We start from the raw sequence: 22,735 nt of genomic DNA, 5'->3' as shown, positions 1-22,735 counted from the left end.
AGACGCTGCTGCGGCGCATGGCGCTGCAGGTGCTCAAGAGCGACACCTCGGTGAAGGTGGGGGTGCAGGCCAAGCGCAAGCGAGCGGGCTGGGATGTGGGCTATCTGGCCCATGTCCTGGGCATCAGGGTTTAGATGCGATTGCCCTGCGGCCATGTGGCTTGAAGGCATCCTCCTCCTTGTGGCGCTGGCTGCCGCGCTGGCCGCGCGCCCCTGGCGCATGCTGGCCAGCCGCAAGCCGCTGGCGCACGAAAGCCATGGCGCGCCGTCGGCGCTGTGGACGCCGCTGCTCGCCACGCTGGTGTTTCTGCCCTGGCTGTGGGCCCTGCCCACACTGCACGCCATGCCGCTGCAACTGCAGTGGTCGGGCGCGTGCCTGGTGGTGCTGATGCTGGGCTGGCCGCTGGCGATCCCGGCGCTCATCGCCGTGGGCACGGCCGCCTGCGTGATCTCGCCCGCACTGGCCTGGGCCGATGCGCTGGGCGCCACCGTGTGGCTGGGCGTCGTGCCCGCCACGCTGGCGCTGGGCCTGGGGGCGCTGGTGCGGCGCTACACGGGGACCAGGCCATTTGTCTATGTGCTGGGCCGTGCGTTTCTGGGCACGGTGGTGTGCGTGTTTGCAGCGGGCGTGCTGTCGCAGTGGAGCGGCCACCTGCTGCCCGGCGTGGGCGATGAGCTGTCGCTGGTGGCGCGCTGGCTGATGGCCTGGGGCGACGGTTTTGTCACCGGCATGCTCACTGCGATTTTTGTGGCCTTCAAGCCCGAATGGCTGGCCACCTGGTCGGACCGGCTGTACCTGCATGGCCCAAAACCCTGACTCCGACGCCGCAGAGGCCGCAGTGCACGGCGCACCCGTTGCCGTGCGCACGCCTTTTTCCGTGGCCCATGGCGCCCACCGACTGCACGGCAGCACCTGGGGCCGCACAGCCGCCACAGTGCCGCGCCTGCTGTCCCTCCATGGCGGCGGCGCCGCCACCGACCATCGACGCGTGGAATACCTGCTCCACCCCCTGGCCGTACACGGCTGGGCTGGCGCAGCCTTTGACTGCGTGGGCCATGGCACCACAGGCGGAAGTTTGCAGGGCTCCAGCCTGGCAGACCGCCAGGCCCAGGCGCTGGCTGTGGCCGCTCACCTGGGCCTGGGGGCCGCCTGCCCGCCCTTGGCCCTGATGGCCTCCAGCATGGGCGGCCACACGGCCTGCCAGCTGCTGGATGCGCTGCAGCCGCGCGCTCTGGTGCTGTTCTGCCCCGCAGCCTACACACCGACAGCCGAGCACCTGCCCTTTGGCCCGGCCTTCCAGCAGACCCTGCGCGCCACCACGGACTTCGCCGATGCCTTGGCCTGGGCGGCTTTGCGGCGTTTTCGCGGCCGGCTGCTGCTGGTCTGGGGCGCGGAGGATGCAGTGATCCCGCCCGCCGTGATCCAGGGCTACGGCCTGGCCGCCAAGGCCGCACGCAGCGTGGACGTGGTGCAGTTGCCTGGCGTGGGCCATGCGCTGCACGCGTGGCTGCAGACCCAGCCCGTGGCGGCGCTGGCGCTGCAGCAGCGTATCGCCGCCCTGCTGGTGGCGGCAGAACGGGATTGAGTCACACGGCGCCAGAGCCGAGCACGCCCCTCCCGCTTCGCTCCGTGCCATGCCATGCCAGCCCGCAGCCGATGCTTGACACAGCGCAAGAGGCTTTGGTCGGCGCAGCGCGATAGTGGATGCCACACCCACCACAAGGAGTGCTCCCCCATGAAGCTGCTGAGTGATCTTTTCTCTACCGACTACGGGCTGATGAGCATCATTGGCATCGGGTTCATGCTGTGCATGGCCGCGTTTTTTGTGCGCATGTTCCTGGTCAAGATGAACGAGCCGCCCGCACCCAACCCTGCGGCGCGCGCAGGTGGCGGCAACAGCAGCACCAAGGGCTTGCCGCCATCGCGCTGAAGCGGTGAGGCTGCGGAGGGCGTCCGCACCCACGGTGGCGGGGCAACAGGCGCAGCCTGAAGGGGCATGAAGCGGGGCGATACCATTGCGGGTTCTGTTCTCCCCCCTACAAAACACCCCGCCGCCTGCGCCATGACCCACGCTACCGAATTCGCCCCCGGCCTCGTTGTCCAGGGCATCACGCCCCCCCTGTCCCTGTCTGCCTACAAGCTGATTGCGTTTGACATGGACTCCACCCTCATCAACATCGAGTGTGTGGACGAAATCGCCGACGCCGCAGGCCGCAAGGCCGAGGTGGCCGCCATCACCGAAGCGGCCATGCAGGGCGTGATCACCGACTACAAAGAGAGCCTGCGCCAGCGCGTGGCCCTGCTCAAGGGTGTGACGGTGCAGCACATGGAGCAGGTGTTCACCGAGCGCCTGCGCTTCAACCCCGGCGCCCAAGAGCTGATCACCGCCGCCAAGGCAGCAGGCCTGACCACACTGCTGGTCTCCGGCGGCTTCACCTTTTTTGCCGACCGCGTGAAGGCGGGCCTGGGCATCGACTTTGCGCGCTCCAACATGCTGGAAGTGCAAGACGGCCAGCTGACGGGCCGCATGGTGGACCAGGCCTGGGGCGACATCTGCGACGGTGCCGAGAAGCGCCGCACGCTGCTGGAAGTGGCCTCGCTCATGGGCATCTCGCCCCAGCAGGCGATTGCCGTGGGCGACGGCGCCAACGACCTGCCCATGATGGGCGCGGCCGGCCTGTCGGTGGCTTACCACGCCAAGCCCACCGTGCGCGCCCAGGCCAAGGTGGCCATCAACCAGGGCGGGCTGGACCGGCTGCTCGAAGTGCTGCGCTGATTCGCAACACCACAGCCCCGCCATGCTGAAGGCCCTGGCCACCCGCGCTGCGCAGTCCTTGCGCAAAAGCTGGAAGCAGCACCTGACGACCCTCGCGCTCGCCTGGGTCGCCATCGTGGCGGTAGACACCTGGCGCACGCGTGACCTGCCCCAGGGCCCTGCGCCCGATGTGGCGCTGGTGATGGCCGCAGCCGCCACAGGCACCGCGCCCGCCACCACCCTGGCCGCATGGCGCGCCCAGCACCCCGGCCAGGCCGTGGCGGTGCATTTCTGGGCTGAATGGTGTTCCATCTGCAAGCTCGAAGAGCCAAGCATCGCCAGCCTGTCCACTACCTGGCCCGTGCTGGGCGTGGCCATGCAGTCGGGCAATGCCGAACGCGTGGCCCAGGTGCAGCGCCAGCGTGGCATGCCCTGGCAGACGGCGGTAGACCCGCAGGGCACCCTGTCGCACAGCTGGGGCGTGCGCTCCGTGCCCGCGCTGGTGGTCATCGACGCGCACGGCCAGGTGCGGTTTGCCACCTCGGGCTACACGCCCGAATGGGCGATGCGCCTGCGGCTGTGGTGGGCGCAGACCGTGCCGCAGTGGAAGGCATTGCTTCCAAAACAATAGCTACTTGCGCTTGATGGGCGCGCGCAGACGGCCATTTTGACCCTTGTTTTCGCCCCCACAGGGCGCCCCATGCCCTGAAGCGCCCCGCGCTGCGTCTGGCGCAAATCTTCAAGACCCGCCACCCCTCGGCTTTGCACACTGGCCCCCGTCACACCCACGGAGGCCCCATGCACATCACCCTGAACCAACAAACCCAGCCGGTGCCCCCCGGCTGGGAGGACGAACCCCTGCTCTGGCTGCTGCGCGAGCCGCTGGGCCTCACGGGCACCCGCTTTGGCTGCGGCATGGGCCAGTGCGGCGCCTGCACCGTGCTCATCGACGGCGTGGCGCAGCGCGCCTGCCTGCAGACGGCGCGCGGGCTGCAGGGGCGCTCCATCACCACCGTCGAGGGACTGGCGGCAGCCGACGGCACGCTGCACCCCGTGCAACAGGCCTGGCTGGACCTTCGCGTGCCCCAGTGCGGCTACTGCCAAAGCGGCCAGATCATGGGCGCCGTGGCCCTGCTGCGCGCCACGCCCCGCCCCAGCGATGCGCAGATCGACGCCGCCATGTCGGCCCACCTGTGCCGCTGCGGCACGCAGCACAGGGTGCGCGCGGCCATCCACCAGGCTGCTGAGGGTGCGAAGCCATGAGGCGCCGCCAGTTCTTGACGGCAGCGGGCGCCGGGGCGCTCACCGTGACGCTTGCAGGCTGCAGCCTGGTGCCGGTGATCCCCAAGCGCCCCACCTCCACCGCCGATGACGCGCTGGGCTGGATACGCCACGAAAACGGCCGCTACACCCTGTGGCTGCCCAGCGCCGAGATGGGCCAGCAGATCAGCGCCGCGCTGCAGGGCCTGGCCGCTGCCGAGCTGGGTGTACCGCCCGCGCAGGTGCACCTGCAGCTGCCCAGCACCCGCCACATCACCCGCGTGCGCGCCACCGTGGGCAGCGCCAGCGTGCAGGACTTTGCCCTGCCCCTGGCCCGCGCCTGCGCCACCCTGCGCGAGGCCCTGGCGCAAGGCCAGACCACGGGCACGCTGGCCGCGCGCGACATTGCGCCCGGCGCGCTGCGCAGCCTGCAGCCGCACACGGGGGCCGCCAAAGAAGCTGCGGCGGCGCCGGGCCAGCTGCACGCCCTCATCACCGGCCAGCCGCTGTTTGCGGGTGACACGCGCCTGCCCGGCCTGCTCTATGGCCGCGTGCTGCGCGCACCGGTGTCGGCCGAAATCACCTCGCGCCCACGGGCGTGGGACGCCGCAGCCGCCCGCGCCGACCCGGCCTGCGTGGCCGTGGTGCAGCACCCGCGCCTCGCGCAGATGGGCAGCCTGGGCCTGGGCATCGTGGCGCGCACGCCGTCGGCGCTCGACCGCATCGAGGCCGCGCTGGCCGTGCAATGGCAGGTGGACGATGGCAGTGCGTTCGAGCAGGCCGCCATCGACGAGCACATCGACATCGACACGCACCTGCACCGGGGTGCGCTGCAGCACCGCCTGCGCAAGGACGACCTGCCCACAGACACAGCATGGACGCTGGACCTGCGCATGGACGTGCCCCTGGCCGCCCACGCGCCCATCGAGCCGCGCAGCGCCACGGCGCAGTGGCTGGCCGACGCAGACAAAAAAGGCATCGCCCTGAAGGTATGGGCGGGCACCCAAGACCTGTTCTACATGCGCGATGTGCTCGCCCGCCAGTTCAGCCTGGATGCCGAACGCATCGAAGTGCAGGCCTGCCACATTGGCGGCGGCTTTGGCGGCCGCACGCTGTGCACGGTGGAGCTGGAAGCCGCCGTGCTCGCCCAGGCCGTGGGCGCGCCCGTCAAGGTGCAGTGGAGCCGTGCGCAGGAGTTTGCCCAGGGCTTCCAGCGCCCGCCCTCCAGCCACCGTGTGCGCGCGTGTGTGCAGGGCGGGCGCATCACCCACTGGTGGCACGCGCTGGCCAGCAGCCACATCCTGTTCACGCCCGCCGCCATGCCGGTGTGGATGCAAACCCTGGCCGACCTGGCGGGCGACAGCGGCGTGGCGCGCGGCGCGCAAATGCCGTACGAGGTGCCCCAGCAGCGCATCGAGTTCACCGCCCAGCGCCTGCCCGTGCACACCGGCCCCTGGCGCGGCCTGGGCGCGGGGCCCAACACGCTGGTGGTGGAAAGCGCCATGGACGAATGCGCGCGCCGCGCCGGGGCCGACCCCTTGGACTGGCGCCTGCAGCACACCACCGATGCACGCCTAGCCCAGGTGCTGCGCCGCGCCGCCGCCGAGGCCCGCTGGCCAGCGCGCCCCGCCAGCGACGCCACCACGCTGCGCGGGCGCGGCATCGCGGGCGGCATCTACAAGGGCGTGAGCTACGCCGCCGCCGTGGCCGATGTGGAGGTGCAGCGCGCCACCGGCCGGGTGCGTGTGGTGGCGCTATGGTGCGCGCACGACTGCGGCCTGGTGCTGCAGCCCGACGGCGTGCGCGCGCAGACCGAGGGCAACCTGGTGTGGTGCCTGGGCATGGTGCTGCACGAGCAGCTGCCCGTGGCCCGCTCGGGCATCGCCGCTGCCAGTTTTGCCGACTACCCGCTGCCACGCATGGGCGATGTGCCGCCGCTGCATGTGCACCTGATCGACAGCAACGCGCCGCCCACCGGTGCCGGAGAAACCGCCATGGTGGCCGGGGCCGGAGCGATCGCCAACGCACTGCGCGATGCCACCGGCGTGCGTTTTTCCCGCCTGCCGGTGCGCAGTGCGGATGTGCTGCGGGCCTTGAGCACACCGAGCTGAATCAGGCAGCACCAACGGCACAATCCGCCCATGCAAGACTTTGCCAGCGCCGCCATGGTCCGCCTGCTGGTGCGCGCCATGGCCGCGCACGGGCTGGTGCCGCCACCGCCCCCACCAGGTGCCGACGGGCTGGCTGCCAGCCATGTGCCGCTGGCCTACAAACGCAGCGTGGTCGAAACCGTGCTGCACCAGGGCGGCCTGGGCACGCTGCTGCAGCTGGCGCAGCGGGTGGACCTGCTGGCGGGCGACCCGGTGCACCGCGCGCTGCTGGGCGCGAACGATGTGCCCGAACTGATGGCGCGCTGGCAGCGGCTGGAGCGGTATGTGCACTCGCGCCACCAGGTCAGCATCACGGCCAGCGCCCCGGGCACCCTGGCGCTGCACCACCACGCGCGCCCCGGCCTGCCGGAAGAGCCCCACCCCACCGAAAGCCTGGCCGTGCTGGGTGTGCTGGTGGGCGCCAGCCAGGCCCTGGGTGTGCGCGGGCTGCGGGCGGAGATCGGCGCGCCCGACGCTGCTGGCCACCGCGTGCATCTGCAGATGGAAGCCCCAGCCACCGCCCCGGCCGAGTTGCACGCCCAACTGGCGCCACTGGCCGGGCAAAGGTGGCTGGGCCATTGGACCTTGCACTGGGAACCTCGCGACAGCAAGGCACCCACAACCCCCACCCAGCCGCCCCAGCCCGCCACCCGCCTGTGCGACGCCCTGCCCTGGCCGCCCCTGGCGCACCAGCTGGCGCGCCATGTGCTGCACGACCCGGCGGCGCAGCACACCGTGGAAGCACTGGCCCAGCACACCGGCCTGGCCCGCCGCAGCCTGCAGCGGGCGCTGACCGAACGTGGCCTGAGTTGCCGCCACATCGTGACCGAGGCCCGGGCGCGCGTGGCCGCGCAATGGCTGCTGGAGAGCCCGCATGGCCTCGCAGAAATCGGGTTTGCGTGCGGCTTTTCAGACCAGCCCCACTTCACACGCGAATTTGCACGGCATGTGGGCCTGACCCCGGCGCGCTACCGGCAGGCGTTTGCGAGCGGGGGCATGCCAGGACCTGGATAGCTATTATTTTGATAGCATAAAAGGCATATCCATCGCGCCAAAACGGCCATTTTTATTCAGTATTTTCGGCCTTGGATGGCAACCCGGCCGCCCATGCGCTCCTGCGCACAGCGCCGCTGTTTTGGGGCAGTGCCACCGTGGGCAGCAGGGCGCGTGCGGCCGCCCCGCCCGCCCCACCCGCAGCTGCCGGGGCCATCAGGTCGGCCAGCGTCACGCTGTCCAGCACCGCCAGATAGGCCTGCATGGCCTGCCACAACACGCCCTTGAGGCGGCAGTGGCTGCTCAGGCGGCACTGGTTGGTGGCGGGGTCAAAACACTCCACCAGGTTGAAGTCGGTCTCGGTGGCGCGCACCACGGCGCCGATGTTGATGGCCGACGCAGGCACCATCAGCCGCATGCCACCGCCCCGCCCGCGTGTGGTCTCCAGCAGCCCCTGGGCGGCCAGCTGCTGCACGATTTTCATCAGGTGGCTGCGCGAGATGCCGTAGCCCTCGGCCACCTCGGTGATGGTCACCGGCTGCTCGCGGCCTTCGGTGGCGGCGCAGTACATGAGCACGCGCAGCGTGTAGTCGGTCCATTGGGTCAGGCGCATGGGTTTTGCCGCAGGTCAATTTAAAGAGGTATGCAGGACGAATTTTATTGAATAAAATATTCACACCAAATGAATCTTTAAAAGGACCCGCCATGAACGCCCGCGTTGAACACCTGGATGCTGCTCCCGCCCACCCCACGCCCCTCAGCGCCGACCAGCAGATCGGCCAGATCGCGGTGCAACTGCCCGGCGCCACGGCGGTGTTCCGGCGGCTGAAGCTTGACTTTTGCTGCGGCGGCCAGGTGAGCCTGGCCAAGGCGGCGGCCGACAAGGGGCTGGACGCCAACGCCGTGCTGGCCGAGCTGGCCGCTCTGCAGCGCAGCGACGCCGTGCCCGAAGCCGCATCGCCCAGCGCGCTCATCGACCATATCCTGGCGCGCTACCACGAGGTGCACCGCCAGCAGTTGCCCGAACTGATCCGCATGGCCCGCCGCGTGGAAGCCGTGCACCGCGACAACCCCCATGTGCCCGCCGGGCTGGCCGACCACCTGGAAACCATGCACGAGGAACTGCTCTCGCACATGCTCAAGGAAGAGCAGGTGCTGTTCCCCATGCTCAAGAGCGGCGGCAACCCCTTTGTGGGCCAGCCCATCGGCATGATGCGCGCCGAACACGTGGACCATGGTGAGGCGCTGGACAAGCTCAACGCCCTGACCAACGACGCCACGCCGCCCCAAGGCGCGTGCAACACCTGGCGCGCACTGTATGCAGGCATTGCCCAGCTGGGCGACGACCTCATCAACCACATTCACCTCGAAAACAACGTGCTGTTCCCACCGTTCGAGGCCAGCGCGGCACCTTCGTCGCAAGGTTGCGGCCCGTCAGGCTGCGCCTGCAGCGGCGGGGGCACACTGCAGGCATGACCCTGCAAACGCTCCCATCCGGCAACCCCGAGGCCCACGCGCCCGCCAGCGTGGAGAGCATCACGCAGCTGGTGCACGGGTTTTATGGCGATGTGCGCCAGGACCAGCTGCTGGGCCCCGTGTTTGAAAAGGCCTTGCACGGCCAGTGGGACGCCCACCTGCAGCGGCTGGTGGACTTCTGGAGCACGGTGGCGCTGGGCACACGCAGCTTCAAGGGGGATGTGTTTGGCAAACACATGGCGCTGGAGGGCGTGACGCCCGCCCACTTTGCGGCCTGGGTGGGGCTGTGGCAGCAGCACACCAGCCGCCTGTTGGCCCCCGAGGTGGCGCACGACCTGCAGGTGGCGGCGCATGGCATTGCGCGCAACCTGTTCCGGGGCTACTTTGGCAGCGACCCGGCGTTTGTGCCGCCGCGCAGCGAGCACGTTGGGCACGGCGGGCATTGATTCACGGCCCTTGCCCAGGCCGTGGCGCCAAGTAATTTATTTCTTCTTGTCGCCAGGCGTGAAGAACAGCGCCAGGCCCACCGCGATCAGCGCCACCGGCCACCACACCCGCAGCAGCTCGCGCAGGCTGATGCTGATCAGCCCCAGATTGGTCAGCAGAAAAAACACGCCCAAAACGACCAGAACGATCGCAGCGATATGGCCCTTCATGTGTACTCCCTCGGGTGCTGAGTTGCTATTGCGCACGATTATGGCTGCACGCAGACCACCCGGAAGCCATGGAGGCTCCCTGCGGTGCACCGGATCGCAGCGCGCTACCCGCGATTCCTCCTGTCGCCAGCCAGTGGGCTATTGGCGCTTGATGCGTCGGCGCCTCGGTCCTTCACTCAAAAGGGCAGCCCCGATGGCAAACCGCGAGCCATGGCGTAGATCGGCGGTCATACTGAGGCCCCGACACACCAGGAGAACAGCATGACCCAAAATGCGGAAATCGCCCTTGCGCGCAGGCTCTATCAGGCCAGCGAACTTGCCACAAAACAGGTGGTAGAAGCCCAGAGCCTGGCGAAGGACATGTTTCCAGGAGCCGACCATTCGCGCGCGGAAATTCTCGCCATCGCGCAACTCATTGCGATCAACTACGCCGGCTTGAACGGCAGCACAGGCCCGACCAAGGGCTGACAAGCACGCAGAACACCCCGCCCAGGGGTCGCGGCCATGGCGCAACAATCGGCGGGGAGCTTGGCAGATCCCCGCACAACCAAGGATCAAGGGTTCAGGTTGCGCGCTGCGCGCAAGGGCTTGAGCAGGTCCGACAAGCCGTTGTGGTCGATCTCATGCATCAGCGCCAGCAACTGCCCCAGCTCGCCCCTGGGGAAACCCTCGCGCGCAAACCAGTTCAGGTAGTTCCCGGGCAGGTCGGCCAGCAACGTGCCTTTGTGCTTGCCGTAAGGCATCTCGGTGGTGACCAGGCGCTGCAGCTTGTCGGCATCCATCGCCAGCCCCTCAGCCGCCTGCGCGCTTGACCTTGTGGCCGAGCTTTTGCAGCGCGGCCATCACACGCTCCACATGGTCGCCCTGCACTTCGATCACGCCGTCCTTCACCGTGCCGCCACTGCCGCAGGCCGCCTTGAGCTGCTTGCCGAGTTGCTCCAATGCAGCGGCATCCACCAGCACGCCCTTGACCAGGGTCACGGCCTTGCCGCCCCGGCCCTTGGTTTCGCGGGACACGCGCACGATGCCGTCGCCGGTGGGCAAGGGCTTGTTCTGCTTGCAGGTGCACTGCGCCACAGGCTGGCGGCAGTCGGGGCACATGCGGCCTGATTCGGTCGAATAGACCAGGCCGCCCAGGTCGGCAAACGACTTCATGGCTTTTTCCCTTCCACCTCTTGCTGCAGCATGTGGAAGTTGAGCAACCGGGTGGCCAGCAGGGTTTCGGTCAAGAAACACACCAGTGCCAGCAAAAATGACGCCACCCCCGCCAGAAAACCCGCCACGGCCAGCCGGTTGGACTGGAAGTTGGTGGTCTCCCCAAGGAACAGCAGGATGATGGTGATGCCGATCAGAAACGCACAGAAGGTCAGCAGCCCGATGCAGCCATTGGCCAGCCGCCCGCGCAAGCGCAGATCGGCCAGCTCGCTGTAGGCGCGGGCCAGAAACTCGGGTTCGGTGCTGGCGCGGGCGCGGTCTTCCACCACGCGGGCCCGGTCGATGATGCGGGCCAGGCGCCCGGCCACGGCGCCGATCATGCCGGACACGGCGGTGAGCAAAAACACAGGGGCCACCGCCAGCTGGATGCCGTGGGTGATGGCAGAAGAGTCAAGGGTGAGGGCCATGGCGCTACAAAAAAGGGAAAACCGGCGGGACGCCGGTGGCCCCGATTATCTGCGCGATGCCCCTTTGCAGGGCCCGCAGTGTGGCCCGGCATGCCATCGCCTCGGTGCGCGCAGGGGCCAAGACGGCAACTGCGGCGACAATCCCCCATCTCCTTCCCCGTTTCGCGCTGCCGTGTGGCCCTTTCTGCCGCCGCCCCAGCGCCGCTTCCATGCCCTTTGCCTCCCTCGGTCTGTCCCCTGCCCTTGTCCACGCTGCAGAAAAAGCGGGTTTTGTCGCGCCCACGCCCATCCAGGCGGGCGCCATCCCCTCCATCCTGCAAGGGGCTGACCTGCTGGGGGCGGCCCAGACGGGGTCCGGCAAAACAGCGGCTTTTGCCCTGCCTTTGCTGCAGCAGCTGCAGCTGAGCGCGACGCAAGGGCCTGGCGGCCCACGCCGGGTGCGCGCCCTGGTGCTGGTGCCCACGCGCGAGCTGGCCGCCCAGGTGGGCGAGGTGCTGCGCAGCCTGGCCCAGCACCTGCAGCAGCCGCTGAAAGTGGCCATCGTGTTTGGTGGCGTCTCGATCAACCCGCAGATGCTGGGCCTGCGCGGTGGCGCCGACATTGTGGTGGCCACGCCGGGCCGCTTGCTGGACCTGGTGGAGCACAACGCACTGCGGCTGTCGGCCGTGGCGCACCTGGTGCTGGACGAGGCCGACCGCCTGCTGGACCTGGGCTTTGCCGAAGAACTGCAGCGTGTGCTGGCGCTGTTGCCTGCGCAGCGGCAGAACCTGTTCTTCTCGGCCACCTTCCCTGCGGCGGTGCAGGCGCTGGCCGATGGCCTGCTGAAAAACCCCGTGCGCGTGGAGGTGCCCCACACCCCGGGCAACGAACCCGCCATCGAACAACGCGCCATTGCGGTGGACGCCAGCCGCCGCACCCAGCTGCTGCGCCACCTGGTCAAGGAGCACAACTGGTCGCGCGTGCTGGTGTTTGTGGCCACGCAATACGCGGCCGAACATGTGGCCGAGAAGCTGTACAAGGCGGGCATCTTTGCATCGCCCTTCCACGGTGGCCTGAGCCAGGGCGCGCGCAACCAGGTGCTGCAGGAGTTCAAGGACGAGCGCTGGCAAGTGGTGGTAACCACCGACCTGGCCGCGCGCGGTATCGACATTGCGCAGCTGCCTGCCGTGGTCAATTACGACCTGCCGCGCTCGGCTGTGGACTATGTGCACCGCATTGGCCGCACCGGCCGCGCGGGCGAGAGTGGCATGGCCGTGAGTTTTGTGACGGCCGACGCCGAAGCGCATTTCCGCCTGATCGAAAAGCGCCAGCACCTGGCCCTGCCGCGCGAGCAGATTGCGGGCTTTGAGCCCACCGAGACCCCGGCCCCCCCGTCATCCACAGACCCCCAGGGCACCGGTGGCATCAAAGGGAAGCGGCCGAGCAAAAAGGACAAGCTGCGCGCGGCAGCGGCAGCAGCGGCGACCGAATCGCCCGCCGCCGCCCATAAAAAAGGCTCCTGACAGGAGCCTTTGGAAACGCCGTGAAGGGCGGCAGCCCCAGTGGCCCCAGCGTCAGACCTCTTCGTCGCCCTCGTCCAAACCATCCTCATCAGCGCCATGCGACGCGCCCGGTGCCCGTGGCGTGCGCTTGGCGGGCTTGGCCAGGATCTCGACATAGAACTGCGCACCACCCTCGGCGGCAACGCCGTTGATCAGCCCGGTCAGGGCCGACAAATGCGCCATGGCGGCGTCTTCCTTGGTGCGGCCAAACTGGCAGTCAAAGTCCCAGAAATCGGCGCCTTCGGGCAGGTCGCGGCGCCGTTCGCGCTTGATGTACTTGCGGATTTCGTGCTTGACGGCATCCAGAACGCGGTCGCGGTTCTTGCCTTCAACGTGGAGTTGGAAAGTTTTTCTCATGGGCGATGGTACCGCCTGTGACACCCGCCCGTTCCCAGCCAAGCCCCCAGGTGCCACAATGGTGCATTACTTTTGGTTACCATCAAGCCCCATGTCCCACGACCTGCGTCTGCTGCACATGCTGCCAGCGGCTGTGCTCATTACACAGGATGGCGCCATCCGTTTTGCCAATGCGGCCAGCGTGGAACTGCTGGAAGCGCCCAGCGCCGACAGCCTGATCGGCCGCCTCCCGGGTGATTTTGTGCACCCCATCGACCAGGTGCGCTCCAGCCACCGCATTCAGCAGGTGGCCGTGCCCGGGCAGGCGGGGCGGCCCAACAAGTCATCCGAGTTCCGCATCCGCACCGCGCTCGGCAACCTGCGCATGGTGCTGATCAGCAGCGTGGCGACGGAGTGGGACGGCGCCCCCGCCGTGCTCATGTGTGGCCTGGACATGACCCACCAGAGCGAGATCGAAGCCCAGCTGCGCGAGAGCGAGCAGAACTTCCGCCGCCTGTTCGACAGCCTGCAGGACGTGTACTACCGCACCAATGCCCAGGGCGTGGTGCAGCATGTGGGGCCTGGGGTGCGGCGTGTGCTGGGCTACGAGCCGCACGAGATCGAGGGCCGCACGGCCGAGTCGTACTACCCGCACAGCACCGACCGCGATGCGTTCAAGGCCGCGATCATGGAGCACGGTGAGGTGTCGGACTTTCCGGGCCAGATGGTGCGGCGCGACGGCCAGGTGATCGACATCTCCATCAGCAGCCACGCGCTGTACGACCATGCGGGCAACTTCGCCGGGGTCGAAGGCATCTACCGCGACGTGACGCAGCGCAAGAACCTGGAGCGCGAGCTGCAGCGGCTGGCCACCACCGACATGCTCACCGGCATTGCCAACCGGCGCGCGTTTCTGGAGACGGCGGAATCCGCGTACGCCCATTCCTGCCACAGCGGCGAGCCGCTCACGCTGCTGATGCTGGACCTGGACCATTTCAAGGCCATCAACGACCGCTATGGCCACCTGGAGGGGGACCGGGCCCTGGTGGCCTTTGCCCAGGCCGTCAAAAGCCAGCTGCGCGCCAGCGATGCCGTGGGGCGCCTCGGGGGCGAGGAATTTGGCGTGCTGCTGCCGCTGACCACCCTGGCCGAGGGCCTGGAGGCCGCCCACCGCATCCTGCAGAGCGTGCGCGCGCTGCAGCTGAGCGACGACACGGGCCAGGCCTACCGCATCACCACCAGCCTGGGTGTGGGCGCCTTCCGCCAGAGCGACCGCAGCCTGCGCGACATGCTGGACCGTGCCGACCAGGCGCTTTACCTGGCCAAGCACCGGGGGCGCGACCAGATCGCCTCGCTCGAAACCCCGGGCGACTGACGCGGGGCGCCCCGCCCCTGCCGTGCCGCCGCATGGCGGGTGGGGCCACGCCACTTTTTTACAGGCGCATCCGCTCCTGCTGCAGGTTCCACAGGCAGGCGGCAATCCCCAGCAGCATTTCCATCACCTGCTCGGCGCCCTGTTGCGACAGCTCCAGGCCGTCGATGATCATGGCCAGTTGCGCGATCGCGTCTTCAGGCGCCGACGCGCCGCCACTGCGCGCCACTTCGGCAATGGCGATCAGGACATCGGTGTGATTCATGGCCGGGCTGCCAGTACGCCACCGGCCCGCCGGTGCGTGGCCACGGAAGATGCGGGCACGCCGTGGCCTAGCGCGGTGCCATGGACAGCTGGCGCGGCGTGGCCCCGGCGGGCAGCGCTGTTGCCTGCGCGGTTGCCAGCGTGTGCGGCACTGCGGGCTGTGGCAACCCGCCCTGGCGGGGCGCTTCCAGTGCATCCACGGCCGGGCGGGCACCGTCGGGCGCCAGCCGGAACTGGTGGATCACCTCCAGCAGGCGCCGGACCTGGTTCTTCACACCGGTGGAGGCGGACGAGCTGTCGTCCACCAGCGCGGCGTTTTGCTGCGTGGCGGCGTCGAGCTGCCGCACGGCCTCGCCAATCTGGGCGATGCCCCGGGCCTGTTCCTGGCCCGCGTTCTGGATCTCGCTGATCAACGCCACGACCTGGTTCACATGCCGCACGGTGTTGGCCACGCGCTCACCGGCCTGGCCCACCAGCGCCGAGCCCCGCCCCACACCCTGCACGCTGGCCGCAATCAGCCCCCGGATCTCACGCGCCGCCGTGCTGCTGCGCTGCGACAGCCCCCGCACCTCGCCCGCCACCACGGCAAAACCCCGGCCCTGCTCACCGGCACGGGCCGCCTCCACAGCGGCATTGAGGGCCAGCAGATTGGTCTGGAAGGCGATGTCGTCGATCACCTTGATGATGTCGGTGATCTTCTGCGACTGCAGGTTGATCTCCTGCATGGTGGCCACCACGTCGCGCATCACGCTGCCGCCTTCATTGGCCACCTTGCTGGCTTCCTGCGCCAGTTGCGTGGCGCGGTGGGCGTTGTCGGTGTTGTGCTGCACGGTGATGGTGAGCTGCTCCATCGAGGCCGCAGTCTCCTGCAGATTGGAGGCCTGCACCTCGGTACGGCGGGCCAGGTCTTCGGCGCCACCGGCCATCAGCACGGCATCCCGCGCCACGGTTTCGGTGCTGTCGCGCACCTCGGTGATCACGCGCACCAGCTGCTGGTTCATCTCCCGCAGGGCGCCCAGCAGCTCGGCGGTTTCGTCGGTTCCACGCACCACGATCTGCGCGCTCAGGTCGCCGCCTGCCACGGTGCGGGCCAGCGCCACCGCCTGCTGCAGCGGGCGCGAGATGGAGCGCGTGATGACCAGCGCCATCGCCGCACCCACCAGCAGCGCCAGCGCGGTCGCGGCCAACATCCACACATGGATGGTCTCGCTCATCGCCTTGGCGGCACCGAACTCTTCTGCGCCCACCTCGATCTGCAGGCCCACCAGTTGCTCGACCGCCGACTGCACCTTGGCGGCCTGGGGGCGGATCTGGGTGATGTACAGCTCCGACCCGTCGTCGTACTTGCCCGAGACCAGCGCCTGCGCGGCGGGCAGCAGCCCCTTGTCCAGATACTGGGTGTTGGCCTCGGCAAAGGCCTGGGCCAGGGTTTGTTCTTGCGCAGCCAGCGGCTTGGCCGTGTAGCTGGCCCACAGGCTGCGGATGCGCTCCACGTTGGCCGTCAGCTCAGAGTGGCTGGCCTGCAGGTTGCTGGTGCCGGGGTCCATCAGCATGTCCATCACCAGCACCCGGTTGCGCTGGGTGAGGTGGCTGATCTCGGCCAGCACCCCCAGCGGCACCGTGCGGTCGCCATACAGCGCGGCGCTGCGCTCGGTCAGGCGCTTGGCACCGCTGATGCCGCCCGCCGCCAGGGCCGAGATCAACAGCAGCAGCACAGCAAATGCCAGGGCCAGTCGGGTACCAATTTTGATTTTTTGAAGCATCTGAAAGTCTCGTCAATGACCCGGTGGCGGCCCGGGGGCACCACCATCGCGTTCGATCCACGTGGCGAAAACCTGGTGTGGTCGTGCCACCCCTGTTTCAGCCACCATTTCCAGCCACGGTATGGCCATCGGAGAAAGATACTATTTGTTTCAAATGACAAAACCATGACGCAGCGACAAGACCTTTTCACCCTCACCGGGTTTTTAAAAAAGATAATATTTTTTGATAAGCTACCGGCCTCGCAGGCCAGGGGCCTGCGGAGTTTCGATAAATACAAACACACTCAAAACGAATAACAGAGAAATCCATGAAATATATCTATGCCATTTTTGCGCTCGCAGGGGCCTTGTTGCTGGCGGGTGGGGCCAGCGCGCAAGCCGTGACCGGTGCGGGCTCTTCCGCCGCAGCGCCCATCTACCGCAGCTGGGCCAAGGCCTACACCAAGGCCACAGGCTCCGGGGTGGCCTACGACTCTGTCGGCTCCAGCGCCGGCATGAAGAAAATCCAGCAGCAGGCCGTGGGCTTCGGGGCCACCGACGTGCACCCATCCGACAAGGACCTGATCGAGCACGGCCTGATCGCCCTGCCCGTGGCCATCACCGGCATCAGCCCCATCGTCAACCTGCCCAAGGTCCAGAACGCGCAACTGCGCCTGACGGGCGAGGTGCTGAGCCGCATCTTCATGGGCGAAATCACCCGCTGGAACGCGCCCGACATCACCGCCCTGAACCCGGACACGCCGCTGCCCGACCTGCCCATCAAGGTCGTGGTGCGCGCCGATGGCTCGGGCACCACGTACAACTTCGCGGATTACCTGGCCAAGGTCAGCGCCCCATGGAAGGCGTCTTTGGGCGTCAAGACCAGCATCAAATGGCCCGATGGTCACCTGGCTTTCAAAGGCAGCGAGGGCGTGGCCAAAGGCGTGCGTGACACCGTGGGCGCGATTGGTTATGTGGATTTTGGCTACGTGGCCGAATATGGATTGGCATCGGTGCAGATGAAAAATGCCGAGGGTGTTTTCGTCAAACCCTCCATCGATGCCTTCAAGGCCGCACTGGCCAACAGCGAATGGTCTGCCACCGGCGCCTTCCACAACACGCTGACGCAGAAACCGGGCAAATCGGTGTGGCCCATCACCATGGGCACGTTTGTGGTGTTCCCCAAGGTCACCAGCAATTCTGAGCAAACCAGCCAGGCGCTCAAATTCATTATCTGGTCCTTTGTGAATGGCGACACCCTGGTCAGTGAAAACAACTTTGTTCGCCTGCCCGACCGGGTTCAAGCCGCCGCATTCAAGGTCATCACATCCATTCGCGATCAAAAGGGCACACCCTTGGGGCTGAGTTTGATTTCTTCGTCCGCGCCCTTGCAGCCATAAATCATTTCATTATTGAAACGCTGAAAAATGAAATCAACAATCCATTTTTTCAGCGCTTTCCAATAATCTATCCTGCAGGCCTCAGCTACTCCACGGATACGGGCAAATACAGGGCACGCGGGGGCACGCCGAGGCACACGGCACAATGCCCGCATGACGGCCACTCCCCCTGCCCGGCGCCACCACACCAGTGCGCGCCCCTCCCACCACCCCACCCCCGACAAAGACCAGATCGCCCTGCTGGAACCCTTTGAGCGCCTGGGCACCGACCGCATCGCGCTGGTCTCCACCCCCGCGCAGGCCGAGCAGGCCTGCAACGCCCTGGCCACGGCCCGCGCCTGGGGGTTCGACACCGAATCCAAACCCACCTTCGTGCAGGGCGAGCAGTCCGACGGGCCCCACATCGTGCAGCTGGCCACGCTGGACCGTGCCTGGGTCTTCCAGCTGCACGACCCCGGCTGCCGTGCGCGTGTGGCCGAGCTGCTGGCGCTGCGCGGCGTGACCAAAGCAGGTTTTGGGCTGGGCGACGACACCAAGCGCATACAGGCCAAGCTGGGGGTGCAACCCAGCGACGTGCTGGAGCTGAACACCGTGTTCCGCCAACGCGGCTACCGCAAGGACATGGGCGTGAAGGGCGCCGTGGCCGTGCTGTTCAACCGGCGCTTCATCAAGTCCAAAAAGGCCGCCACCTCCAACTGGGCCAACGAAAAGCTCACCGAAGCCCAACTGGTCTACGCCGCCAACGACGCCTGGGCGGCACTGCGGGTGTTCCATGCGCTGCAGGCTCCCGCCGCCACCTGAGGGCCTGCGCCAGGCCATGGCGCACAACCGTTATTCGCTATTAAATACATAGCTTAAAAGGCATATCCAGAGCGCGGTAACGGCCTTTTTTTGCCATAGACCACGCCCTGCCCGTGCCTCACAGGCGCGCCGCCAGCCGCGCCGCCTGGTCGATGGCGCGTTTGGCGTCCAGCTCGCCCGCCTCCAGCGCACCGCCGATCAGGTGGGGCTTGCGGCCCTGGGCCTCCAGCGCCTGGGCGAGGCTGCGCAAGGGCACCTGGCCTGCACACAGCACCACGGTGTCGCAGGCGATCCAGGTCGGGTCCTCGCGCTTTTCGCCGTACGAGACGAGCAAGCCCTCGTCGGCAATGCGCTCGTAGTTCACGCCCCCCACCATCTCCACCGCTTTCATCTTGAGCACCGTGCGGTGGATCCAGCCCGTGGTCTTGCCCAGGCCGCCGCCCAGCTTGCCCTTTTTGCGCTGCAGCAGCGTGACCTGACGCGCGGGCGGTGTGGTGCGTGGCCCCGTGGGCGCCAGGCCGCCGCGCGCCTCGGCGGGGTCGGTGATGCCCCACTCGGCCTTCCATGCGGGCAGGTCGAGCGTGGTGGACGGGTGCTCGCCATGCGTGAGGAACTCGGCCACGTCAAAGCCAATGCCGCCCGCGCCGATGATGGCCACGCGCTCGCCCACGGGCTTGCCGTGGCGCAGCACGTCGATGTAGCTCAGCACCTTGGCGTGGTCCTGGCCGGGGATCTGCGGGTCGCGCGGCAGCACGCCGGTGGCGACGATGATCTCGTCAAAGCCCGCCAGGTCGGCGGCATCGACTTGGCGGCTCAGGTGCAGCTGAACGCCTGTGTCCTCCACGCGCGTGGCCAGGTAGCGCAGCATTTCGTGGAACTCTTCCTTGCCCGGAATCACCTTGGCCATGTTGAGCTGGCCGCCGATGGCGGGCGCGGCGTCGAACAGGTGCACCTCGTGCCCCCGCTCGGCCGCCACGGTGGCGGCGGTCAGGCCCGCTGGCCCGGCACCCACCACGGCGATGCGCTTGCGCTGGGTCGTCGGCCGGTACACCAGCTCGGTCTCGTGGCAGGCGCGGGGGTTGACGAGGCAGCTGCTGGTCTTGTTCTGGAACACATGGTCCAGGCAGGCCTGGTTGCAGGCGATGCAGGTGTTGATGCGGTCGGCCCGGCCTTGCGCAGCCTTCTTCACAAACGCCGCGTCGGCCAGCAGCGGCCGCGCCATCGACACCATGTCGGCACAGCCATCGGCCAGCACCTGCTCGGCCACCTCGGGTGCGTTGATGCGGTTGGACGTGACCAGCGGCGTGGCAATACCCGCTGCCGCAAACTCGGCCTTCATCTTCTGCGTGACCCAGGCAAACGCCGCGCGCGGCACGCTGGTGGCAATCGTGGGCACGCGCGCTTCGTGCCAGCCAATGCCGGTGTTGACGATGTTGGCCCCGCCCGTGGCCACGGCCTTGCCCAGGGTGACGATCTCGTCCCAGGCGCTGCCGCCGGGCACCAAGTCGATCATCGACAGGCGGTAGATGATGATGAAGTCCGGCCCCACGGCCTCGCGCATGCGGGCCAAAATCTCGACCGGCAGGCGCATGCGCTGGCTGTAGTCACCACCCCAGGCATCGCGCCGCAGGTTGGTGGCCTGCGACAGGAACTGGTTGATGAAGTAACCCTCGGAGCCCATCACCTCCACGCCGTCGTACCCGGCTTCGCGCGCCTTCATGGCGCAGTTCACGAACGCGCGGATCTGCCGCTCCACCCCGCGTGCCGACAGCGCGAAGGGCGTGAACGGCGAGATGGGCGACTGCAGGCGCGAGGGCGCCACGGCCAGCGGGTGGTAGGCATAGCGGCCCGTGTGCAAGATTTGCAGCGCGATCTTGCCGCCCGCGCCGTGCACCGCGTCCGTCACCACCCGGTGGCGCTTGGCCGCACCCGAGGTGGACAAGGTGCCCGCAAACGGCTTGGCCCAGCCCGCGATGTTGGGCGCAAAGCCGCCGGTCACGATCAGGCCCACATCCCCCTCGGCCCGCTCGCGGAAGTACGCCGCCATGCGCGACAGATCGCGCCCGTCCTCCAGCCCCGTGTGCATGGAGCCCATGAGCACGCGGTTCTTGAGGGTGGTGAAGCCCAGGTCGAGGGGGGCGAGCAGGTGCGGGTACAAGGCTGCGCCAGACATGGATGCAGCGGCTGCAGGGGCGGCAATGGGAGAAGAATGCATGAGAACCATCGTGACTAGAAGTATTTTCTAGAACTTTATTCTAGAATCCCACTCCATGGCAAGCCGCAATTCCCCGCCCCCCGTCTCTCTCCCTGCCGAAGCAACCACCGACCGCCGCCAGGACATCCTGAACGCCGCCCTGGCCTGCGCGGCCGAAGGTGGGGTCGATGCCGTCACCATCGACGGTGTGCGTGCGCGCTGCGGGGCCAGCGTGGGCAGCATCTATCACCACTTTGGCAACCGCGACGGCATCGTGGCGGCGTTGTTCTTTGAGATCTATCACGACCAGTCGCGCAGCGTGCAGGCGCAACTGGATGCCGCCCAGGGCGTGGAGGCGGGCGTGTTGGCCCTCGTTACGGGCTATCTGGACTGGGTGGTGGCGCAGCCCGAGCGGGCGCGCTTCATGTTCCAGGCGCGGGGCGCCGTGGCCGCAGGCCCACGCACGCCCGACCTGGCCGACGCCGCGCGGCGCCGCAACCAGGCGCTTGTGGCCTGGTTTGAGCCCCACCGCCGGTCCGGCGCGCTGCGCGACCTGCCGTGTGAGCTGATGCCGTCGTTGGTAATGGGACCGGTGCAGAGCTATTGCAGGGCCTGGCTGTCGGGCAATGCTGCCCAGGGAGGTTTGCCCTCACCCACCACCTACCGTGCAGAGCTGGCGGATGCGGCGTGGCGGTCCGTGAAGGCGTAGATCAGAAGATCAGTAATGCGGCGGCAGCTCGTCGCGCAGGTTGCGCGGCGCCGCGCCACCGCCCTCGGGCACCTGCCGACGCAGCTGGATGACTTCCTGCGCCAGCCGGTCAATCAACTCCTGCTGGCGGTAGATGGTCATGTTGAGCTGGTCCAGCAGGTCCTCGGTGAAGCTGGCCTTGATCTCCAGACTTTCGAGGCGCTCAATGATCTGCTGCTGGGCGTCGTCCATCACACCGCCTGCCCAAGGCGCGCCACACCTTCGCGGATCTTGTCCACATCGGCCGTGGCAAACGACAGGCGGAAGGTGGCGTGGTCGGGGTTGGCGCAGAAGAACGGTGTGCCAGGCACAAAGGCCACACCCTTTTCAATCGCGCGCTTGGCCAGCACGTTGCCGTCGGCCACCTTGCCACCCGCACCGGTGAGGCGCGCCCACACAAACAGGCCGCCCTGGGGCTGCACAAATTCGATGGCATCGCCCAGCTCCTTGCGCAGCGCATCGCCCATGGCCTGGGCGCGCTCGGCATACACCTTGCGCACGTTGGCCAGTGTGCCGGGCATGCGGCCGGCCTTGAGGTACTGCGCGGCCGTGGCCTGCGCAAAGGTGCTGGTGTGTGCATCGCTGAACTGCTTGCACATGGTGGCCTTGCCCAGCAGCTCGGCCGGGGCGATCATCCAGCCCACGCGCAGGCCGGGCGAGAGCACCTTGCTCAAGCTGCCACAGTGCACCAGCAGCTCGCGGCTGCCGGGCACGGTGGCCGACAGGTTGAGCAGGCTGGGCGGTGGCGCATCGCCAAAGTACAGGTCGCCGTAGGGGTCGTCCTCGACGATCAGGGTGTTGTGCTTGACGGCCATCTCCAACACGGCCTTGCGGCGCTCCAGGCTCAGCATGGCGCCGCTGGGGTTGCCGAAGGTGGGGATCAGGTAGACGAACTTGGGCTTGTGCTCGGCGATGAGCTTTTCCAGCTCGTCGGTCTTTACGCCATTGCCGTCGATGGGTGCGCTGATGAGTTCAGCGCCATACAGGCGGAAGCACTGGATGGTGGCGAGGAAGGTGGGGCCTTCCACAATCACCTTGTCGCCGGGGCTGATGAGCGTCTTGCCCAGCAGGTCCAGCGCCTGCTGGCTGCCGGTGGTGACGATCAGGTTGTCGGCCGCCACATCCTTGGCACCCTTGCTGGTCATGAAGGCGGCCAGTTGCTCGCGCAGCGGGTTGTAGCCCTCGGTGGCGCCGTACTGCAGCGCGGCGCCGGGTTCTTCGGCCAGGGCGGCGTTGCTGGCGGCGCGGATGCCTTCCACGTCGAACATCGCGCTGTCGGGGAAGCCGCCCGCAAAGCTGATGATGCCGGGCTTGCCCAGCAGCTTGAAAAGCTCGCGGATGGCGGAGGTTTCTACATTGTTCAGGCGGTCGGCAAATTGCATGGCGTGGACAGAAGTGGGTGGCAAAGGATCCCGCATTGTCGCC

At 67.8% G+C, this 22,735-nt stretch carries 26 protein-coding genes and 1 pseudogene; 16 read left to right on the top strand and 11 right to left on the bottom strand.

Annotated features, from left to right (window positions below):
- Nucleotides 1-153: 153 nt before the first annotated feature.
- The 8 genes and pseudogenes from A1D30_RS16905 (at nt 154) to A1D30_RS16870 (ending at nt 7,179) form a co-directional block, all read left to right on the top strand.
- A complete protein-coding gene (locus A1D30_RS16905) occupies nt 154-816 on the top strand; it encodes a hypothetical protein (RefSeq protein ID WP_063461887.1) in 663 nt (220 codons plus the stop codon).
- Nucleotides 800-1,585 carry an alpha/beta hydrolase gene (locus tag A1D30_RS16900; RefSeq protein WP_082836498.1) on the top strand — a complete coding sequence of 262 codons (786 nt, stop codon included), beginning with the start codon at nt 800-802 and terminating at the stop codon, nt 1,583-1,585. The genes A1D30_RS16905 and A1D30_RS16900 overlap by 17 nt, the downstream gene beginning before the upstream one ends.
- 150 nt (nt 1,586-1,735) lie before the next feature.
- Nucleotides 1,736-1,849 (top strand): annotated as a pseudogene (locus A1D30_RS26475) (DUF3149 domain-containing protein); the annotation flags it as partial.
- Between the two features lie 213 nt (nt 1,850-2,062).
- Nucleotides 2,063-2,776: a phosphoserine phosphatase SerB gene (serB, locus tag A1D30_RS16890; RefSeq protein ID WP_063461885.1), complete on the top strand. Its 714-nt coding sequence runs from the start codon at nt 2,063-2,065 to the stop codon at nt 2,774-2,776.
- Between the two features lie 22 nt (nt 2,777-2,798).
- Nucleotides 2,799-3,386 carry a redoxin domain-containing protein gene (locus tag A1D30_RS16885; RefSeq protein WP_063461884.1) on the top strand — a complete coding sequence of 196 codons (588 nt, stop codon included), beginning with the start codon at nt 2,799-2,801 and terminating at the stop codon, nt 3,384-3,386.
- Between the two features lie 167 nt (nt 3,387-3,553).
- A complete protein-coding gene (locus tag A1D30_RS16880; RefSeq protein WP_063461883.1) occupies nt 3,554-4,018 on the top strand; it encodes a (2Fe-2S)-binding protein in 465 nt (154 codons plus the stop codon).
- Nucleotides 4,015-6,126, top strand: coding sequence for a molybdopterin cofactor-binding domain-containing protein (locus tag A1D30_RS16875; RefSeq protein WP_063461882.1), 2,112 nt, complete (start codon nt 4,015-4,017; stop codon nt 6,124-6,126). Before A1D30_RS16880 ends, A1D30_RS16875 begins: the two co-directional genes overlap by 4 nt.
- A gap of 30 nt (nt 6,127-6,156) precedes the next feature.
- Complete coding sequence (locus tag A1D30_RS16870; RefSeq protein ID WP_082836497.1) at nt 6,157-7,179, top strand: helix-turn-helix transcriptional regulator; 1,023 nt, start codon at nt 6,157-6,159, stop codon at nt 7,177-7,179.
- A 52-nt stretch (nt 7,180-7,231) separates the two neighbouring features.
- Here A1D30_RS16870 and A1D30_RS16865 read toward each other — a convergent pair whose 3' ends face one another.
- The gene (locus A1D30_RS16865) at nt 7,232-7,771 is read right to left on the bottom strand and encodes an Rrf2 family transcriptional regulator (RefSeq protein ID WP_063461880.1); all 540 of its coding nucleotides are present in this window, start codon (nt 7,769-7,771) and stop codon (nt 7,232-7,234) included.
- Nucleotides 7,772-7,863: 92 nt separating this feature from the next.
- Between A1D30_RS16865 and ytfE the strand changes: the two genes are divergently transcribed.
- Together ytfE and A1D30_RS16855 are read left to right on the top strand one after the other, a co-directional pair.
- Nucleotides 7,864-8,634: an iron-sulfur cluster repair protein YtfE gene (gene ytfE / locus A1D30_RS16860; RefSeq protein ID WP_199866002.1), complete on the top strand. Its 771-nt coding sequence runs from the start codon at nt 7,864-7,866 to the stop codon at nt 8,632-8,634.
- A complete protein-coding gene (locus A1D30_RS16855) occupies nt 8,631-9,080 on the top strand; it encodes a group III truncated hemoglobin (RefSeq protein ID WP_063461879.1) in 450 nt (149 codons plus the stop codon). The genes ytfE and A1D30_RS16855 overlap by 4 nt, the downstream gene beginning before the upstream one ends.
- Nucleotides 9,081-9,116: 36 nt before the next feature.
- On the opposite strand, the gene A1D30_RS26065 is transcribed toward A1D30_RS16855, so the two are convergent.
- Complete coding sequence (locus A1D30_RS26065) at nt 9,117-9,290, bottom strand: DUF5668 domain-containing protein (RefSeq protein ID WP_171012331.1); 174 nt, start codon at nt 9,288-9,290, stop codon at nt 9,117-9,119.
- Nucleotides 9,291-9,551: 261 nt separating this feature from the next.
- Here A1D30_RS26065 and A1D30_RS16850 point away from each other — a divergent pair, with 261 nt between their 5' ends.
- Nucleotides 9,552-9,758, top strand: coding sequence for a hypothetical protein (locus A1D30_RS16850; RefSeq protein ID WP_063461878.1), 207 nt, complete (start codon nt 9,552-9,554; stop codon nt 9,756-9,758).
- An 86-nt stretch (nt 9,759-9,844) separates the two neighbouring features.
- On the opposite strand, the gene A1D30_RS16845 is transcribed toward A1D30_RS16850, so the two are convergent.
- From A1D30_RS16845 to A1D30_RS16835, 3 genes are read right to left on the bottom strand one after another with little or no spacing between them, the layout of a single operon-like run.
- Nucleotides 9,845-10,072, bottom strand: coding sequence for a DUF3820 family protein (locus A1D30_RS16845; RefSeq protein ID WP_063461877.1), 228 nt, complete (start codon nt 10,070-10,072; stop codon nt 9,845-9,847).
- 10 nt (nt 10,073-10,082) lie between these two features.
- Complete coding sequence (locus tag A1D30_RS16840) at nt 10,083-10,445, bottom strand: translation initiation factor Sui1 (protein ID WP_063461876.1); 363 nt, start codon at nt 10,443-10,445, stop codon at nt 10,083-10,085.
- Nucleotides 10,442-10,912: a DUF2721 domain-containing protein gene (locus A1D30_RS16835; RefSeq protein ID WP_063461875.1), complete on the bottom strand. Its 471-nt coding sequence runs from the start codon at nt 10,910-10,912 to the stop codon at nt 10,442-10,444. The genes A1D30_RS16840 and A1D30_RS16835 overlap by 4 nt, the downstream gene beginning before the upstream one ends.
- Nucleotides 10,913-11,121: 209 nt before the next feature.
- Between A1D30_RS16835 and A1D30_RS16830 the strand changes: the two genes are divergently transcribed.
- Nucleotides 11,122-12,414 carry a DEAD/DEAH box helicase gene (locus A1D30_RS16830; RefSeq protein ID WP_063461874.1) on the top strand — a complete coding sequence of 431 codons (1,293 nt, stop codon included), beginning with the start codon at nt 11,122-11,124 and terminating at the stop codon, nt 12,412-12,414.
- Between the two features lie 51 nt (nt 12,415-12,465).
- Here the strand turns inward: A1D30_RS16830 and A1D30_RS16825 are convergent, their stop codons facing one another.
- Nucleotides 12,466-12,810, bottom strand: a complete 345-nt coding sequence (locus A1D30_RS16825) for a DUF6172 family protein (protein ID WP_063461873.1) — start codon at nt 12,808-12,810, stop codon at nt 12,466-12,468.
- Nucleotides 12,811-12,901: 91 nt separating this feature from the next.
- Here A1D30_RS16825 and A1D30_RS16820 point away from each other — a divergent pair, with 91 nt between their 5' ends.
- A complete protein-coding gene (locus A1D30_RS16820) occupies nt 12,902-14,164 on the top strand; it encodes a GGDEF domain-containing protein (RefSeq protein ID WP_063461872.1) in 1,263 nt (420 codons plus the stop codon).
- A 58-nt stretch (nt 14,165-14,222) separates the two neighbouring features.
- On the opposite strand, the gene A1D30_RS16815 is transcribed toward A1D30_RS16820, so the two are convergent.
- A complete protein-coding gene (locus tag A1D30_RS16815) occupies nt 14,223-14,426 on the bottom strand; it encodes a hypothetical protein (protein WP_063461871.1) in 204 nt (67 codons plus the stop codon).
- Nucleotides 14,427-14,493: 67 nt separating this feature from the next.
- Nucleotides 14,494-16,188: a methyl-accepting chemotaxis protein gene (locus tag A1D30_RS16810; protein ID WP_063461870.1), complete on the bottom strand. Its 1,695-nt coding sequence runs from the start codon at nt 16,186-16,188 to the stop codon at nt 14,494-14,496.
- 308 nt (nt 16,189-16,496) lie between these two features.
- Between A1D30_RS16810 and pstS the strand changes: the two genes are divergently transcribed.
- Nucleotides 16,497-17,567 carry a phosphate ABC transporter substrate-binding protein PstS gene (pstS, locus tag A1D30_RS16805; RefSeq protein WP_063461869.1) on the top strand — a complete coding sequence of 357 codons (1,071 nt, stop codon included), beginning with the start codon at nt 16,497-16,499 and terminating at the stop codon, nt 17,565-17,567.
- Between the two features lie 153 nt (nt 17,568-17,720).
- Nucleotides 17,721-18,368 (top strand): 3'-5' exonuclease, encoded by a 648-nt coding sequence (locus tag A1D30_RS16800; protein WP_063461868.1) that lies wholly within the window; start codon nt 17,721-17,723, stop codon nt 18,366-18,368.
- 118 nt (nt 18,369-18,486) lie between these two features.
- Here the strand turns inward: A1D30_RS16800 and A1D30_RS16795 are convergent, their stop codons facing one another.
- Nucleotides 18,487-20,541: an NADPH-dependent 2,4-dienoyl-CoA reductase gene (locus A1D30_RS16795; RefSeq protein WP_063461867.1), complete on the bottom strand. Its 2,055-nt coding sequence runs from the start codon at nt 20,539-20,541 to the stop codon at nt 18,487-18,489.
- A gap of 97 nt (nt 20,542-20,638) precedes the next feature.
- On the opposite strand from A1D30_RS16795, the gene A1D30_RS16790 reads away from it, so the two are divergent.
- Complete coding sequence (locus A1D30_RS16790; protein ID WP_063461866.1) at nt 20,639-21,271, top strand: TetR/AcrR family transcriptional regulator; 633 nt, start codon at nt 20,639-20,641, stop codon at nt 21,269-21,271.
- A 9-nt stretch (nt 21,272-21,280) separates the two neighbouring features.
- On the opposite strand, the gene A1D30_RS16785 is transcribed toward A1D30_RS16790, so the two are convergent.
- Nucleotides 21,281-21,502, bottom strand: a complete 222-nt coding sequence (locus A1D30_RS16785) for a SlyX family protein (protein WP_063461865.1) — start codon at nt 21,500-21,502, stop codon at nt 21,281-21,283.
- Nucleotides 21,502-22,692, bottom strand: coding sequence for a PLP-dependent aminotransferase family protein (locus A1D30_RS16780; protein WP_063461864.1), 1,191 nt, complete (start codon nt 22,690-22,692; stop codon nt 21,502-21,504). Before A1D30_RS16780 ends, A1D30_RS16785 begins: the two co-directional genes overlap by 1 nt.
- Nucleotides 22,693-22,735: the final 43 nt, after the last annotated feature.

The organism is Acidovorax sp. GW101-3H11 (assembly GCF_001633105.1).
GTDB lineage: Bacteria > Pseudomonadota > Gammaproteobacteria > Burkholderiales > Burkholderiaceae_C > Acidovorax.
This window is presented reverse-complemented; position numbering and strand designations above follow the sequence as displayed.

Coding starts and splice junctions, on each gene's coding strand:
- A1D30_RS16825 (WP_063461873.1), bottom strand. CDS start 12,810: ATGAGAAAAACTTTCCAACTCCACGTTGAAGGCAAGAACCGCGACCGC.
- A1D30_RS16905 (WP_063461887.1), top strand. CDS start 154: ATGTGGCTTGAAGGCATCCTCCTCCTTGTGGCGCTGGCTGCCGCGCTG.
- A1D30_RS16815 (WP_063461871.1), bottom strand. CDS start 14,426: ATGAATCACACCGATGTCCTGATCGCCATTGCCGAAGTGGCGCGCAGT.
- A1D30_RS16870 (WP_082836497.1), top strand. CDS start 6,157: ATGCAAGACTTTGCCAGCGCCGCCATGGTCCGCCTGCTGGTGCGCGCC.
- A1D30_RS16845 (WP_063461877.1), bottom strand. CDS start 10,072: ATGGATGCCGACAAGCTGCAGCGCCTGGTCACCACCGAGATGCCTTAC.
- A1D30_RS16785 (WP_063461865.1), bottom strand. CDS start 21,502: ATGGACGACGCCCAGCAGCAGATCATTGAGCGCCTCGAAAGTCTGGAG.
- A1D30_RS16780 (WP_063461864.1), bottom strand. CDS start 22,692: ATGCAATTTGCCGACCGCCTGAACAATGTAGAAACCTCCGCCATCCGC.
- A1D30_RS16880 (WP_063461883.1), top strand. CDS start 3,554: ATGCACATCACCCTGAACCAACAAACCCAGCCGGTGCCCCCCGGCTGG.
- A1D30_RS16865 (WP_063461880.1), bottom strand. CDS start 7,771: ATGCGCCTGACCCAATGGACCGACTACACGCTGCGCGTGCTCATGTAC.
- A1D30_RS16875 (WP_063461882.1), top strand. CDS start 4,015: ATGAGGCGCCGCCAGTTCTTGACGGCAGCGGGCGCCGGGGCGCTCACC.
- A1D30_RS16850 (WP_063461878.1), top strand. CDS start 9,552: ATGACCCAAAATGCGGAAATCGCCCTTGCGCGCAGGCTCTATCAGGCC.
- pstS (WP_063461869.1), top strand. CDS start 16,497: ATGAAATATATCTATGCCATTTTTGCGCTCGCAGGGGCCTTGTTGCTG.
- A1D30_RS16795 (WP_063461867.1), bottom strand. CDS start 20,541: ATGTCTGGCGCAGCCTTGTACCCGCACCTGCTCGCCCCCCTCGACCTG.
- A1D30_RS16835 (WP_063461875.1), bottom strand. CDS start 10,912: ATGGCCCTCACCCTTGACTCTTCTGCCATCACCCACGGCATCCAGCTG.
- A1D30_RS16855 (WP_063461879.1), top strand. CDS start 8,631: ATGACCCTGCAAACGCTCCCATCCGGCAACCCCGAGGCCCACGCGCCC.
- ytfE (WP_199866002.1), top strand. CDS start 7,864: ATGAACGCCCGCGTTGAACACCTGGATGCTGCTCCCGCCCACCCCACG.
- serB (WP_063461885.1), top strand. CDS start 2,063: ATGACCCACGCTACCGAATTCGCCCCCGGCCTCGTTGTCCAGGGCATC.
- A1D30_RS26065 (WP_171012331.1), bottom strand. CDS start 9,290: ATGAAGGGCCATATCGCTGCGATCGTTCTGGTCGTTTTGGGCGTGTTT.
- A1D30_RS16810 (WP_063461870.1), bottom strand. CDS start 16,188: ATGCTTCAAAAAATCAAAATTGGTACCCGACTGGCCCTGGCATTTGCT.
- A1D30_RS16900 (WP_082836498.1), top strand. CDS start 800: ATGGCCCAAAACCCTGACTCCGACGCCGCAGAGGCCGCAGTGCACGGC.
- A1D30_RS16800 (WP_063461868.1), top strand. CDS start 17,721: ATGACGGCCACTCCCCCTGCCCGGCGCCACCACACCAGTGCGCGCCCC.
- A1D30_RS16820 (WP_063461872.1), top strand. CDS start 12,902: ATGTCCCACGACCTGCGTCTGCTGCACATGCTGCCAGCGGCTGTGCTC.
- A1D30_RS16790 (WP_063461866.1), top strand. CDS start 20,639: ATGGCAAGCCGCAATTCCCCGCCCCCCGTCTCTCTCCCTGCCGAAGCA.
- A1D30_RS16840 (WP_063461876.1), bottom strand. CDS start 10,445: ATGAAGTCGTTTGCCGACCTGGGCGGCCTGGTCTATTCGACCGAATCA.
- A1D30_RS16885 (WP_063461884.1), top strand. CDS start 2,799: ATGCTGAAGGCCCTGGCCACCCGCGCTGCGCAGTCCTTGCGCAAAAGC.
- A1D30_RS16830 (WP_063461874.1), top strand. CDS start 11,122: ATGCCCTTTGCCTCCCTCGGTCTGTCCCCTGCCCTTGTCCACGCTGCA.